The following is a 13,801-nucleotide window of genomic DNA, read 5'->3' on the forward strand; positions in this document are numbered from 1 at the left end:
TTTCTTTAAAATGCGAGTTAAAAGATTTTATAAAAAATAAAGTTTTCAGCGAAAATTTGGGAAAGGATTAAACAACTAAATGAGCGGTTTTATTGCAGAGATAAAATTTAAAAAACATTATAAAACTATCGCGTCCTTTTCTTGCGCTAAAAGTTAATCTCGACCTGTTGTGATGAAAGTTTTATATCGAGGGGAAATCCAGAAATAGCAGAAATTGGCATGCCGAGCGATAACGTTAGTCTGTTTCTAAAGGGCGTAATTTGTCAAACGTTAAATATAGGCCATAAAAAAAGGCTTGGATGGATGTGCTATTCGCTTTCATCTCTCTCAAGCCTTTTATCTTAACCTACTGAATTGTAGGTTAATTACCTATCATTACTTCTTGTAACGAGAAGCAACGTTGTCTAGACGGTCGTTAGCGCGTTTAGCTTCTGCTTGTGCGTCCATAGCTGCTGCTTTAGCATCTTTAACGTCTGCAGACAGTTTGCTTTGCTCTGATTTCAGAGAGCTAACATCAGCTGACAATTGATCAACTTTGTTGCCCAGAGTTGCAACGCTTTCTTCCAGAGCAGTAGTGTTTGCACAACCACCTAGTAGGGCAGTCATTGCTAAACCAGCAATCATCAGTACTTTTTTGTTCATTGTAAAAAATCCCTTAAAATAGGTTGGATTTGAATGTTTCGTCACTTTGGAATCGAAACTGCCTAATTATGACATAGCTATTTTAATTTGCTACGAATATTAATGCGTTTAACCACTATAGACATATAAATTTTTTTTAAAAGCGTTTTTTCACGGTTATATCGGCCTTTTTCATCGAAAAATGGCACTGTATTTACCAGAAAGTGCGGCCGCATTTACAAAAACATTACAATTTTATGGCGTTTGTTTGGCTTCGGATTGCTGCCAGTTGAGTTTCAGTTGCTCAACGACCTCTATCCGCTTCGAATTGAGCGCCTGTTTTATCTGTGCACCTTGAAAACCTGCCGCAATAATAGCCTTTACATCGACCATATTGGCGGCTAAAAAACAAGCAGAAAGATAATCGCCTTGTGGATAGGCATGATGCTCGAATCCGGTTCGGCCACGCATATCGGCGATGCAGGCTAATAGTAGTTGCTCCAGCCGTTCTGGTTTACGCCAAAAATCGGCTTTATCGAAGAGCTTGATGATGGTCTCGGCCCTCAACTCAAAAGCTTGGTGCACATTCTGATGCTGATCGCTCACTAAGAGCGCCAGATCGCGATATTCGTTGGGGATCCGCAAGCGTTCACACAGACTTTTTATGACGGGTAAGCCCTTCTGTCCATGACCATGGTGTTTAGGCCAATGCTCTTTAGGGCTTAATGCTTTACCCAAATCATGCACTAAGGCAGCAAAGCGCACGGCTTTTTCCTCTGTCAGAGAGCTGGCTTGGGCTAACACCAACATAGTATGTAACCCCGTGTCTATTTCTGGATGCCATTTTTCCGGTTGTGGCACACCAAAAAGCGCCCCAATCTCAGGGAATAGAATATTCAAGGCGCCACATTGGCGTAGTACTTCGAAAAAGACTTCTGGGTGAGGGCCGCCAAGACTCTTATCGACTTCTTGCCAGACGCGCTCAGGCGTCAGCGCTGTTAATTCCTCGGTTTGGCTCATGTGCTGCATTAACGCCATGGTTTCAGCGGCAATCTCGAAACCTAAGTCATGAAAACGTGCGGCAAAGCGGGCCACCCTTAATACTCTGAGCGGATCTTCAGCAAAGGCGGCCGACACATGTCGCAGCTGACGCGCGTTGATATCTGCGATGCCATGGTAGGGATCGTACAAGTTACCCGCCTCATCTTGGGCGATGGCATTAATGGTTAAATCGCGTCTCAGCAGGTCTTGCTCTAGGGTGACGTCCGGACTGGCATAACAGCTAAAGCCGCCATAGCCGAGGCCGACTTTGCGCTCCGTTCGCGCTAAGGCATATTCTTGTTGGGTTTTAGGGTGTAAAAAGACGGGGAAGTCTTTACCCACCTGGCGATAGCCTAACTGCTGCATTTGCTCAGGAGTGGCACCGACAACCATAAAATCTTTATCTTTTATTGGGAGATTGAGCAGGCTGTCTCGTACAGCGCCGCCCACTAAATAAATTTTCACAGGAATATTTTAGCTAGTGTGTCATAAAGCTAGCTTAACATGATGAGGCGATGGCGAGGCGAATTTGGATGCAGATATTTATTGGGATGTCACATCCATGTTGCGGATGTTTTGACAATATCCCTGGGACGTTTTAACGTGGGGCGTTATTTTTAGCTTAGGATGATTGGTGGTATGTACAAGGCCTTTTATGGACTCAGTGATAACCCTTTTTCGATTGCACCCAATCCCCATTATTTATTTTTGAGTGACAGGCACAGAGAGGCCTTAGCCCATTTGACCTATGGACTGGGAGAAACTGGGGGCTTTGTGTTGTTGACGGGGGAGGTCGGCACGGGGAAGACGACAGTATCTCGTTGTTTGCTTGGGCAATTACCCGATCATACCGATACGGCGTTTATCTTAAATCCTTCGCTGACGGAGTTGGAATTACTCGCCACACTCTGTGATGAATTGAAGATTAGCTATGGTGAAAATCCAACCCTTAAACAGCTCACTGACCATCTGAGTCGTTTCTTACTGGCCAATCATGAGAAAGGCCGTAATACGGTACTCATCATCGATGAGGCGCAGCATCTGCGCCCCGAAGTATTAGAGCAGTTAAGGCTGCTCACCAATCTTGAGACCGATACTAAAAAACTGCTGCAGGTGATCTTAATTGGTCAGCCTGAGTTGCAATTGTTGCTTAAACGGCAAGAGCTTAGACAGTTAGCCCAGCGTATTACCGCTCGTTATCATCTATTGCCTCTTAATGAAGATGAAATCGCACTCTATGTGTTGCACCGTTTACAGGTGGCGGGTCGTTTTGAACCGCTATTTACCCGTAAAGCCATTAAAGTGCTGCACAAATACAGTGGCGGCATTCCGCGGTTAATTAACTTGCTGTGTGAACGTGCTTTGATGGCGGGTTATGCACAATCTAAGGTGCCAATCGATCACCATATGGTAAGACAAGCGGCGGCCGAGGTGCTCGGCGAAGAAGAACCACAGCCAAATAAACTCTTGTGGCCGAGTGCTATCGCGGCGGCATTGGTTGTGGCTTTCGGTGTGTCTTATTGGTTATTTACCGAAAGTCCAGCGGTTGCCAATGTGGCCAATTCGCCTGTGACACTAGCGAGCCAAACGACACCAGAAGTGACTCAAGCATCGATTCAAGAGAAGAGTATTCAGCCTGAGCAAACACTGGCTTCGATACCTAGTGCGTCAGTGACTAGCGAGCCGCAAACGCTTGCAGCGCCGGATCCGAGTGTGCGGGTGTTGCAGGAGGCCATTAAACAAAGCCGCAGTATCGATACCGCCTTTGCAGGCCTCTTTAATGTGTGGGGAAAAGTCCCTTTCAAAGGTCTTACCGCATGTCAGTCTGCCCTTGAACAAGGACTTTCCTGCTATCAACAGCAGGGCAATTGGATGTCGCTCACAAGGCTCAATTACCCCGCGGTTGTGTATTTAGTGGATGATAATCAACAAGATTTTTATGGCGCCGTGATAGCTGTCGATGGTGATCAGCTATTGATGCAGTTGGGCGAGCAGCAGCTTTGGGTCGATAGGGCTTGGTTCAATCAACACTTTAGCGGCACCTTTGAAATTCTCTGGCAGGCGCCTAATTTACCTATGCTGGAAATCAGCCAGAAATCGAGCCCTGGGCAATTACAATGGCTTGAAAACGCCCTTGCCCATGTCGCTAACCGACCTTCGCGCCGTGTGTCTCAATTCGATCTGAAATTAGAGAACGATCTGAAAGCCTTCCAAAGCCAACATGGTTTAAAGGCCGACGGTATTGCAGGTAATCAAACCTTAGTGAGACTGAATTTGTATTTAAGCGATCAGGGACCGCGCCTCACCGATAAGGGAGCGCAGAGTTAATGTCCATTTTACTCGATGCGGTAACCCGTAATAAGCAGCAACAAACCTCGCCCTTACCGGATGCGGTATTAACACCAAGGGCAAGTTATCCTACGGCGCGTAAACCTGCATTCCCCGTGGCCAAGTTATCCTTACTCGCCGTTGCTGTGGCGCTGGGTGTGGGCGTGGCGTGGGGCGTGGCGAATTGGCAACAGCAAAATGCGATGTCGATAGTGAATGCGGCGCCTAGCACTATCAATTCAAGCATGGCTGATAGAAAGGCTGAAAACTCGCCACAGACAGCCTCTATTGTGCAGCCATCTGCCGACGGTGTTCGCGCCTTATCAGGTGTAGTTACTCGCGCTGCGTTGCAAGCAGGTGTATCAGAGCATACCTCTGCAGAATCGTCAGGATTTCGATTAGCGGGCAAAGTGGCACTGCCAAGAGAGCAGGTATTAAATGAGGTGCCTGCAAACGTGCAGCCTTATCTGAACTCGAACATGAGTTCGACTCAGGCTGCTACGGCATCCGCTTCTGCGAGTGCGGACCCGAGCTATGACGACTATCTGGCAACCTCTGCCGCCTTAGATGAAACGAACCGAACGCAGCAATCCTCAGTCGAAAACGTTGCGCCACAGGATACGAGCGAGTCAGAGCCTATTATGCTGGGCGCTAATGCAAATCGTCAGGGCTTAGCGACACTCGAGGCATTGCGTGAGCAAGTCAATGCAGCGGCGGCCGATGTGGGCTTAGAGACGGCGCAGAGCCGCAAAGAGGATGAGTTAGTCGCGAATTTCCAGGATGCGCTCAAGGATGTGGAATATGTTAAAGCAGCTAAGACGCCGGTAACAGAGCCCAAGCTTGATCCTATTCCTAAGGTCGAAAACGACGACATTCCTAAATATGGGCAACTGCCTGCAGGGTTGCAGCTACAAGTGCCTGAATTTAATATTGTTGCCCACGTTTATTCGACGGATGCGAGTCAGCGTTGGTTGAATGTCGATGGCGCAGAGTTACAGGAAGGTGACCAGATTGGGGGCAAGTTAAAGATTATTGCGATTCGTCCACGGGATGTGGTGCTTGAAATCCAAGGTACACAGTTTAGAGTACCTGCGATTTAACTTGCTCAGTTACCAATATAAAAGGCGCCGATGGGCGCCTTTCGTTTATGGCTTAAGATAAAAGCTTAAGCGAAGAAGTTGTAAGCTAGGAATAAGGTCAGGGCGTAACCCACGGTGTAGCATAGGAACAGGGCTGGCACATATTTCAGGTAGCTTACGAAAGTCAGCTCTTTTACTTTGCTCATGGCGACGATACCCGCAGCCGAACCAATCACTAACAACGAACCGCCTACGCCCACACTGTAGGTTAAGCCTAACCATTCTGGGGTGTTGAGTACTGGTTCTGCTTTAAGCAGCGCAGCCGTCAATGGCACGTTATCGATCAGGGCTGAACCCATACCTGTAACGAAGTTAGAGATGTTTGGATTAAACAGGCTGTAAGCTTCGGTCAGCATATCTAAGGTGCCGATTTCTTTAAGCATACCCACCAGCAGTAAAATCCCTAAGAAGAACAACAGGGTGTCGTATTCGACTTGGCGAATATATTCGAGGATCTTGATTTCTTCTTTATCACTGCGGGTGGTGTGGCCGATAAGGAACATAATCGACAGACCAGTTAGGAAGGTCAGTACCGGTGGAATACCGAAGAGAATGTTCAGCAGCATGGTCATCAGAATTGTGCAGAAGAACACTAAGGCAATTAGCAGATCCACGGTTTGATAGCTGTGCTTAATTGGAGTGGTGGAAACCACGCCTTCAGCCTTCAGCGAAAACAGCGTCGCCAGTAAAACTACACTCACGGCAGATGGGATAAACAGCATCAACAGTTCGGAGATGTGCACGTGGCCGCCTAAGAAGATCATCAGGGTGGTAACGTCACCGGTGATCAGAGCCACACCGCCAGAGTTGACGGCGAAAATAATCAACACTGCCATTCTGCGGCGCATTTGCTTTTCGAGCTTAAAGGTTGTTAACAAGCCTAAAGACACTAAGGTCGCGGTGACGTTATCACAGAAAGCCGACAGGATAAGCGCGAATAAGGCCACTTGGATCATTAACAAGCGTACAGAAACCTTCTGCGGAAACAGCTTCTGCACCATGATTTGGATCATACCTTTGGCGTTAAGATAGGCCACAAAGGTCATTGTCGACATCAAAAACAGCCACAGGGTGGCAATTTCTAGCAAGTTTTCATTGAGTTGATGGGCAACGAGTTTTTCGTGGTTAGCATCTCCGGCTGCCATAAAAAGTGCTACCCAGGAAATACAGCCAAAGAATAAGGTGGTTTTTGCTTTATTAAGATGGGTGACTTCTTCGAAAATAATACTGAGCAATGCGAGCACCGCCAGTATGATCAGAAAGGTATATAACATAACTGCAATTCCAACTGCTGTTTTAATGTCGTGGCAAGCCAAAGGCGAGCTATTGAGTGGCATTATCAAGGCTAAATTAAGCTTGCCGTGTTAACGCGTGCGGATCAGAACATAATGGGGCGAATAACGCAACTGTTAGCTGTAACTCGGTTTTGCGTCATTTTGTGATATTGCTCTCAGTGAAATTGGTTTGATTTTAGCGTTAACCGCTGTTTTTATTTTGATTGCTAGTTAATTATCTTGTTTGCTTGAGATTGCCAAAGGACTGTAAAGTAAGATCTACGATTAAAGTCTAAGCAGTTATTTTGCCGATCCCGCAATTAATTTTTCTTTATGAAGCAAATCTTGAACGAAAATGCAGTCAATCAAGTAAAGGATTGGATTTCGTGCTGATTACGGAGCTGTGTACGGGAATCTCTAGCCGTGTCACAAATATGACGTAGTCAAAAGATTGACTGAGCATAAAGTGGGCGGTATCTTGTGTCTCTGAAATGTTTTAGACACTGGATGTTGTATTTTGAGGATGATGCAAAATGAACTTTGTACTCCGGAGTCTCTTACTATTAGGCTCTTTAGTTTGGCTGATCTACAGCGGGAAACAATTACTTGCTTTGGGAGTATTCCATAATCCTAGCTTAGTTATTGATCACCTTACGTTAACTCTACAGGCTTTAGTCGCAGCGATTATATTTAAGTCTGCTTTAGGCTCAAAAAAGTCTGATAGCTATTAACGGGGGCTATGTTTCCCCATACGGCATTTAATACGATTGGTATAAAAGCTAAGCAATAAAAAGGGACGCTAATGCGTCCCTTAGTGTTTTAAGCTCTCGCTTACATTGCCGCTTTCATACGACCTAATACACGGTCCGCCGCTTCTAGCGTGAGACGCAGTTCTTCTTCGCCATGGGCCATCGACAGGAAGCCTGCTTCATAGGCACTCGGCGCTAAGTAAACGCCTTCATCTAACATGCCGTGATAGAAAGTACGGAAGTGTTCAATATTGCACTTAGTCACTTGGTCGAAGCGCGTGATCTGCTCTTGCTCGGTAAAGAAGAAACCGAACATGCCACCGACATAGTTGATGGCCATTGGAATACCGTGTTTATCGGCCGCGGCTTTAAAGCCTTCGGCGATACGTTTGGTTTTCGCGCTTAGCGCTTCGTACAGACCTTCTTCACACAGGGCTTCCATTTGCGCTAGACCCGCTGACATCGCAATGGGGTTACCTGACAGGGTACCTGCTTGGTACACTGGACCCGTTGGAGCGATAAACTGCATCACATCTTTACGGCCACCAAATGCACCCACAGGCATGCCGCCGCCGATGACTTTACCCAGTGTGGTTAAGTCAGGAGTAACGCCATAGTGGCCTTGAGCACCGCTTCTTGATACACGGAAACCTGTCATCACTTCGTCGATAATGAGCAGCGCACCAAACTCATCACACAGGCTACGCAGACCTTCGAGGAAGCCTGGGATAGGTGGGATACAGTTCATGTTGCCAGCAACAGGCTCGATGATGATACAAGAGATTTCGGTCGGATATTGTTCGAACAGGCTACGAACAGAATCAAGATCGTTATACACAGCGGTTAAGGTGTGCTTGGCGAAATCTTCTGGGATACCTGGAGAGCTTGGTTGGCCTAAGGTCAAAGCACCAGAACCAGCTTTAACTAATAGGCAGTCCGCGTGACCGTGGTAGCAGCCTTCAAACTTTAAGATCTTGTCGCGATTGGTAAAACCACGCGCTAAACGAATTGCACTCATGGTGGCTTCAGTGCCTGAGCTTACCATGCGTACTTGTTCGATAGAAGGCACCATGGCGATGACTTTCTCAGCCATTTGCACTTCCAGCTCGGTTGGTGCACCAAAAGACAGACCATTGTGCACCGCAGCTAATACGGCTTCACGGATCTTCGGATGGTTGTGGCCTAAAATCATCGGGCCCCAAGAGCCAACATAGTCGATATACGCTTTACCATCGGCATCGTAAATATAAGCGCCATCAGCTTTTTCAATAAACAGCGGCGAACCACCTACACCGTTAAATGCACGAACCGGAGAGTTAACACCGCCGGGGATGGTTTTTTTAGCCTGTTCAAATAGCGCTTCGGAACGGGTCATGTTAAGTCCTTAAAGTAAGTAGCCGATTAGCGATCGGCTTTACGTGAATACCAATTAACGGGACACTCATATTTTTCGAGTTGCGAGTCAACCCCGAGTGTCAATGCAAACAGTGCCATACGAATTAGCAGTCCATTGTCCGCCTGTCTGAAGATGGCGAGATTAGGATGGCTGTTCAAATCATTATCTAACTCATTAGCTTGCGCACGCGAATCCCGTGGCAGCGGGTGCATGATCACAGTGTTAGATTTGCAATGTTGGGTGTAAATACTGCGATTCAAACGGAATTTACCGCGGTATTTGTTCGCTTCTTCCTGGGATGGGAAGCGCTCTTCTTGAATGCGTGTCAGATAAAGAATGTCGGCTTTATCTAAGTGGCCTTCAAGCTGGTCTGTTATTTTGATGCTATGGCCAGCATTTTCAATGTCGGAGATCACATAGTCAGGCATTGCTAATTCAGTTGGCGAAATCAGTGTGAAGCTGATGTTCTTATACATGCACAGCAGGCGCGACAGAGAATGAACAGTACGACCAAATTTTAAGTCGCCGACCATAGCGATATGCATGCCATCGATACCGCGGCCAGCATGGCCTAACTCTTTTTGAATGGTGAATAAATCGAGCAGGGCTTGAGTCGGATGCTCGTTTGAACCATCACCACCGTTGATTACCGGCACGCGGCTACCTTCAGCAAACTCTTTCACCGAATAAGAGTCGGGGTGGCGCATCGCAATCACATCGGAATAGGTTGAGAGTACACGCGCGGTATCGTACAGTGACTCGCCCTTAGATAAGGACGAAGAGGCCATGCCTGTGGTTTCACGCACATGGCCGCCGAGTAAGTTAAAGGCACAGCCAAAACTTACGCGGGTACGGGTACTAGGCTCGAAAAACAGGTTACCTAAAATGGCGCCTTCGAGCACCTTAGTGCGCTTCTCACGAAGTGCATAGGGCATCATACGATTGGCAACATTAAAAATAGTTTGGATTGAATCAAGATCTAACTGGTTTACGGAGAGGATATGAGATCCTTCGAACTGGTTCATCAGCCTGTTTTCCAATTGCTAGGGGGCGTTAAAGTGCAATGTCGCGCTTTGTGCCCTGATGTATATGTAGGGTGGCTGAGGCGCGATTGTAACAGATGCACAGGGGCAGCGAAATAGTCGCCGTGCCCTCCCATGGATTTTTTAAGCAGCTAATACAGGATTTTGTGAATCTAAGCCCATCTTTGCAGGGCTTAGACTTGGCCGGAGCGAATTTCCTGTTGTAGGTTCGACCAACTGACTACTCCCACCACATTGTCTGGGGTGTCTTGGTAGATAAATACCTCACCGCTGCGCTTGGGCGACAACAAGTTATACACCTCATCGAGGGTTTTAGTGTCACTCAAGCCCTGCATCGGATGGCGCGAGAGGGTGATGTTGTCATCGTAGGATTGCATCTCGAGGCTGAGCATTTCAATCACCCCATCGGCGTTACGCACTAACACTGGGCGACCTTCGGCGCGTTTTAACACTTCGAGCAGCAGCTCGTCGTTGTTGTTGACGATAACAAAGCGCTTATCCATCAGGGCGCGCACGCCTTTTTTCTGTAGCGCTAGATTTACCGGGGCGACTTTATAGCCTAAGCCCATAATCTCTAACTGCTTGAAGAAAATAGAGTTGGTTTTAAACCCTTGATAGGCAATCAAGAAGGCGGGAATGGTCACAAACATTGCCGGCAGAATGATACTGGCATCGTTGGTCATCTCAAGTAGCGCCACTAGGGCGGCGAGCGGCGCACTGAGGCAAACCCCCATCATCGCTGTCATGCCGATAACCGTATAGAGGCCAACATAAGGCGCAATCGAAGGGAATAGAATGGCGCTAACTAAAGCTAAGATGGCACCGATCAAGGCGCCAATGCCGTAGAGCGGACCAATCAAGCCGCCCGGGATCCCAAGTCCGATTGCCGCTATGGTGGCGATAATCTTGGCCGCAAGCAGGGCGATGAGTAGTAATAAACTAGGGTGCTCGCTAATGGCTTCACTGATGGCCAAATCCCCAGTGCCGAGGGCTTGGGGCAAGATTAAGCCAATCAGTGTAGTGATACTGCCCGCCAGTAATAGCCGATAAATCAGTGGCCAGTTTTGCCCTGTTGCGGTGACTTTAAGGAGCGCGTAGTTGAAGAAGGCGGCGGCGCAGCCCAGTGCAATGCCGCCCAAGGCTAAAATGGGATAGTGATCCAATGGAATATGGATTACTTGAATACGGTCAAACTCGTGCACATTACCAAAAACCAACTGGCTGGAAACTGCGCCACAAATCGCGGACAGCATAATCGGGAAGAAGTAATGCACCTTGTACTCGCGCACTATCACTTCGAGTACAAATATCACTGCCGCGAGCGGTGCGTTAAAGGTGGCGGCAATCCCAGCGGCAATGCCGCTCGCGCACATTATCCGCACACTATTATCGGGAAGATTAAATTTTTCGGCCAAAACGCTGGCACTTACGGCGCCAAGGTGAATGGCTGGCCCTTCGCGTCCTACCGAGAAATTGGTGCCTAAGGCAAACAGGGCTTGAAAAAATTGCCCTGTGGCAGATTGCAGCGGAATTTTGCCATAGTGCAATTTAACTCTATGTAATACATAGGCAATCCCCATACGCTTGTAACGTTTGGAGCCGAGTTTGGCGACAATCCAGATCAACAAGGCACCAAAAAGTGGCAACAGGGCTCGCCAGTCGGCGATGTTACCCGTAAAATCCAGCGTCTCGATTTGGGTGTAATGGTTCGCCCACAGGAGCAAGAGTCGAAACAATAGGATCACGCAGGAGGCGAAGATGGCGAATAGCAAGGCCAGTAAGCACAACTGCGCACTGATCTTGGCTTGGGATAAATGATCGCGCAGCTCGTTAGTTAAGTACTTTTTAGCTGTGCTGATGGCGTCTTGAATCGCGGCTTTATTTATCGTTAATTGCACTGCATTGGCCTGAGTTGTATTGTATCGAACTCGTTCTTGAGTTGATTGTATTTTATATAAGGGGCTGTTACCTAATGCCAAATTATCATCGTTGGCTAGATCGGCTGCAAGTCATGGATTTAAAGTATCGTCCATCGACCAAGTATTTATTGTCGTTAGTCTTAGTGGCATTTCTATTAGGGGCTTGGGTGAGCTTTATTGTGCTCAACAGTGACGAGCCCGTCGTAAAGCATATTGGCGGCGGTAAGCTGCAACGTGTTACCGCCGAACTTGAGGCGCAAACCCAGGAACTTGCAACACGCAATTTAGAATTATCTGTCGAGCGCGAAGCCAATGCGCAAATGCAAGATATGTTTGCACAGCAGATGAAGAAGCAAAAAGAGCTAGAGCACGAATTAGCCTTTTATCGCAGTATTATGTCGCCGGATGACAATGCCGAAGGGGTGGCTATCCACGGTTTGGAGATGACACCGGGTGCCTTGGCAGACGAGTATAATTTCAAACTGATTTTGACTCAGCTGCAAAAGCGTAAGCAGGCGATTCAAGGTCGTACCGAAATCACCCTTATCGGTGTGCAAGACGGAAAATCCGTTGAGCTAAGTGTGAACAAACTCACGGGTTCTAAGCTCGAATTTGATTTTCGCTATTTTCAGGTCATAGATACCAAAGTTACTGTGCCTGCAGGGTTTAATGTGGTGCAGGTCAAAGTCAAAGTGGTGGTGCCTTCGAGCCGTTGGACCAAAAATTCGCAGACAGAACATGTCTATAGTGTCCCTGAGCTTTTACAGGGTGAAAAAGAACCGCGGGTAATACTTGAACAAAATAGTCAGGTAACGGATAATTTGCCCCAGAAAACTGATGTAAGAGGTAGTAATGACTGATCAAGCTGACGCAGCAATGCCTATCAAATTTACCGATGCGGCAGCCGCTAAGGTAAAAGGCTTGTTGGAAGAAGAGCAAAATCCTGCACTTAAGCTACGTGTGTACGTGACGGGTGGTGGTTGTTCTGGATTTCAGTACGGCTTTACCTTTGATGAAAAGGTCAACGAAGGCGACTTCACCGTTGAGAAGCAAGGCGTCCAATTGGTCGTCGATCCCATGAGCTTACAATACCTCGTTGGCGGTGAAGTGGATTATACTTCTGGCCTCGAAGGTTCGCGTTTCTTTGTGAAGAACCCAAATGCGACAACAACTTGTGGTTGTGGCGCAAGTTTCTCTGTGTAAGTTTGTTCTACGAATGTAGTGAACTGATATAGAAGATAAAAAAGCCGTCGAGATGACGGCTTTTTTGTTGGTCTTGCAAGCGTTGCAAGTATTGGCAAAGCAAGGCGTAAGCGCGTTGCTTTGGAGTTAATTCATAATATTCAGATTAAGCTTAGGTTTAAACCAAGCCTTCACTTTCTTATCGAATGCCACCCACACCTGCAATAAAGATAAGACAATTAACACGATAAAAATCACGTAATCGGGTAGCTTTTCTTGCCACTCGCCAAGGTGCACTGTGGTTGGCCCTGCGACTAGGTTATCAGGATCATAAAGGATCACAGGTAACATGCTGACTAGCGCCAATTGCACTAAGGTGTAACCCCTTAACATAATCAACCCTGCCTTTTGGCGACCGATAATCCCGAGCACCATCAATAGGGTTAACAGGCAGAAAAGTACTCCTTGTTTAGCAATTAAGCCGCTAACCGATGCTGCGACATAGAGTAGCAGTAAGGCAATTAAGCGTTTAGGTAAACGGGCTTTTGCCAAGGGCGGCGTAGCCTGTGTTGCCAAAGAGGATTCTTGCTCGTTCAGCGACATTGTGGTTTGCCCTTATGGATTAGTGGCTTTGTTTAGTGACTAAACGTTGATCTAATTCATAGGGTGGAATGACCACACCTAGGTCATCTTGTACTGGGAATACGGCCACAAATAGATCGTCTTCTTCCATGCCAGGCACCCATCTTTCATGCCATTCATCATAGGGAATCGCTAAGGTTTGGCAGTCACTCCAGTCATCGACGGCCCAAGATTCGGCCGCTTCTTCGGTTGGCCACATTGGGATGCAATCTTCATCTTCTGTGGTCAGCATGACGCAACCATCTTGGTCCTGTAGTGTCCATAACACTTTGTGTTGTTTAACTTGTTCAACGAGGTAATCGTAACGACCTTCTGGAGTCATGCCAGCGGCTTCTGCAAAGGTTTTAACAGTCTTGCTCATGAAAATATCTCTTATGCGTGAATAGGGCGAAGCCTGTTGTGCCACTCATGTATAGCGTCAGCACAGCAAAACTCACCAGTTGGCAAGATAGTAACATTAGAGCGGG

12 protein-coding genes are annotated in these 13,801 nt (G+C 47.3%); 4 read left to right on the forward strand and 8 right to left on the reverse strand.

Translation table 11 applies throughout. The annotated features are described in order from the left end of the window. Positions 1-375: 375 nt before the first annotated feature. Positions 376-642 carry an Lpp/OprI family alanine-zipper lipoprotein gene (locus tag EYR25_RS04610; RefSeq protein WP_011623648.1) on the reverse strand — a complete coding sequence of 89 codons (267 nt, stop codon included), beginning with the start codon at positions 640-642 and terminating at the stop codon, positions 376-378. 234 nt (positions 643-876) lie between these two features. Continuing rightward, a complete protein-coding gene (locus tag EYR25_RS04615; protein ID WP_133178675.1) occupies positions 877-2,127 on the reverse strand; it encodes a multifunctional CCA addition/repair protein in 1,251 nt (416 codons plus the stop codon). A gap of 174 nt (positions 2,128-2,301) precedes the next feature. On the opposite strand from EYR25_RS04615, the gene EYR25_RS04620 reads away from it, so the two are divergent. Together EYR25_RS04620 and EYR25_RS04625 are read left to right on the forward strand one after the other, a co-directional pair. Next, positions 2,302-3,990 carry an ExeA family protein gene (locus EYR25_RS04620; RefSeq protein ID WP_133178676.1) on the forward strand — a complete coding sequence of 563 codons (1,689 nt, stop codon included), beginning with the start codon at positions 2,302-2,304 and terminating at the stop codon, positions 3,988-3,990. Beyond that, the gene (locus EYR25_RS04625; RefSeq protein ID WP_133178677.1) at positions 3,990-5,090 is read left to right on the forward strand and encodes a general secretion pathway protein GspB; all 1,101 of its coding nucleotides are present in this window, start codon (positions 3,990-3,992) and stop codon (positions 5,088-5,090) included. Before EYR25_RS04620 ends, EYR25_RS04625 begins: the two co-directional genes overlap by 1 nt. 65 nt (positions 5,091-5,155) lie before the next feature. Here EYR25_RS04625 and nhaD read toward each other — a convergent pair whose 3' ends face one another. The 4 genes from nhaD to EYR25_RS04650 all read right to left on the reverse strand — a co-directional run bounded on the left by nhaD (position 5,156) and on the right by EYR25_RS04650 (position 11,489). Then, positions 5,156-6,403, reverse strand: a complete 1,248-nt coding sequence (nhaD, locus tag EYR25_RS04630; RefSeq protein WP_039977926.1) for a sodium:proton antiporter NhaD — start codon at positions 6,401-6,403, stop codon at positions 5,156-5,158. Between the two features lie 831 nt (positions 6,404-7,234). Beyond that, positions 7,235-8,527 carry a glutamate-1-semialdehyde 2,1-aminomutase gene (gene hemL, locus EYR25_RS04640; RefSeq protein ID WP_133178678.1) on the reverse strand — a complete coding sequence of 431 codons (1,293 nt, stop codon included), beginning with the start codon at positions 8,525-8,527 and terminating at the stop codon, positions 7,235-7,237. Between the two features lie 26 nt (positions 8,528-8,553). After that, entirely contained in the window at positions 8,554-9,573 is a 1,020-nt protein-coding gene (locus EYR25_RS04645; RefSeq protein WP_133178679.1) for an aspartate carbamoyltransferase, read from the reverse strand. 191 nt (positions 9,574-9,764) lie between these two features. Beyond that, entirely contained in the window at positions 9,765-11,489 is a 1,725-nt protein-coding gene (locus EYR25_RS04650; protein ID WP_133178680.1) for a chloride channel protein, read from the reverse strand. A 74-nt stretch (positions 11,490-11,563) separates the two neighbouring features. On the opposite strand from EYR25_RS04650, the gene EYR25_RS04655 reads away from it, so the two are divergent. Both EYR25_RS04655 and erpA read left to right on the forward strand, forming a co-directional pair. Further along, positions 11,564-12,370, forward strand: coding sequence for a DUF6776 family protein (locus tag EYR25_RS04655; RefSeq protein WP_011717910.1), 807 nt, complete (start codon positions 11,564-11,566; stop codon positions 12,368-12,370). Further along, positions 12,363-12,713: an iron-sulfur cluster insertion protein ErpA gene (erpA, locus tag EYR25_RS04660; protein WP_011623639.1), complete on the forward strand. Its 351-nt coding sequence runs from the start codon at positions 12,363-12,365 to the stop codon at positions 12,711-12,713. The genes EYR25_RS04655 and erpA overlap by 8 nt, the downstream gene beginning before the upstream one ends. 126 nt (positions 12,714-12,839) lie before the next feature. On the opposite strand, the gene EYR25_RS04665 is transcribed toward erpA, so the two are convergent. Both EYR25_RS04665 and EYR25_RS04670 read right to left on the reverse strand, forming a co-directional pair. Further along, positions 12,840-13,295: a hypothetical protein gene (locus EYR25_RS04665; protein WP_086903120.1), complete on the reverse strand. Its 456-nt coding sequence runs from the start codon at positions 13,293-13,295 to the stop codon at positions 12,840-12,842. Positions 13,296-13,314: 19 nt separating this feature from the next. Continuing rightward, positions 13,315-13,695 carry a DUF2750 domain-containing protein gene (locus EYR25_RS04670; protein ID WP_011717908.1) on the reverse strand — a complete coding sequence of 127 codons (381 nt, stop codon included), beginning with the start codon at positions 13,693-13,695 and terminating at the stop codon, positions 13,315-13,317. Between the last annotated feature and the right edge of the window lie 106 nt (positions 13,696-13,801).

This window comes from Shewanella decolorationis, assembly GCF_004354305.1.
GTDB lineage: Bacteria > Pseudomonadota > Gammaproteobacteria > Enterobacterales > Shewanellaceae > Shewanella > Shewanella decolorationis.

Bases quoted from the DNA above. Each gene is read 5' to 3' on its own strand.
- EYR25_RS04610 (WP_011623648.1), bottom strand. From the start codon at position 642: ATGAACAAAAAAGTACTGATGATTGCTGGTTTAGCAATGACTGCCCTA.
- EYR25_RS04620 (WP_133178676.1), top strand. From the start codon at position 2,302: ATGTACAAGGCCTTTTATGGACTCAGTGATAACCCTTTTTCGATTGCA.
- EYR25_RS04625 (WP_133178677.1), top strand. From the start codon at position 3,990: ATGTCCATTTTACTCGATGCGGTAACCCGTAATAAGCAGCAACAAACC.
- nhaD (WP_039977926.1), bottom strand. From the start codon at position 6,403: ATGTTATATACCTTTCTGATCATACTGGCGGTGCTCGCATTGCTCAGT.
- hemL (WP_133178678.1), bottom strand. From the start codon at position 8,527: ATGACCCGTTCCGAAGCGCTATTTGAACAGGCTAAAAAAACCATCCCC.
- EYR25_RS04645 (WP_133178679.1), bottom strand. From the start codon at position 9,573: ATGAACCAGTTCGAAGGATCTCATATCCTCTCCGTAAACCAGTTAGAT.
- EYR25_RS04655 (WP_011717910.1), top strand. From the start codon at position 11,564: ATGCCAAATTATCATCGTTGGCTAGATCGGCTGCAAGTCATGGATTTA.
- erpA (WP_011623639.1), top strand. From the start codon at position 12,363: ATGACTGATCAAGCTGACGCAGCAATGCCTATCAAATTTACCGATGCG.
- EYR25_RS04665 (WP_086903120.1), bottom strand. From the start codon at position 13,295: ATGTCGCTGAACGAGCAAGAATCCTCTTTGGCAACACAGGCTACGCCG.
- EYR25_RS04670 (WP_011717908.1), bottom strand. From the start codon at position 13,695: ATGAGCAAGACTGTTAAAACCTTTGCAGAAGCCGCTGGCATGACTCCA.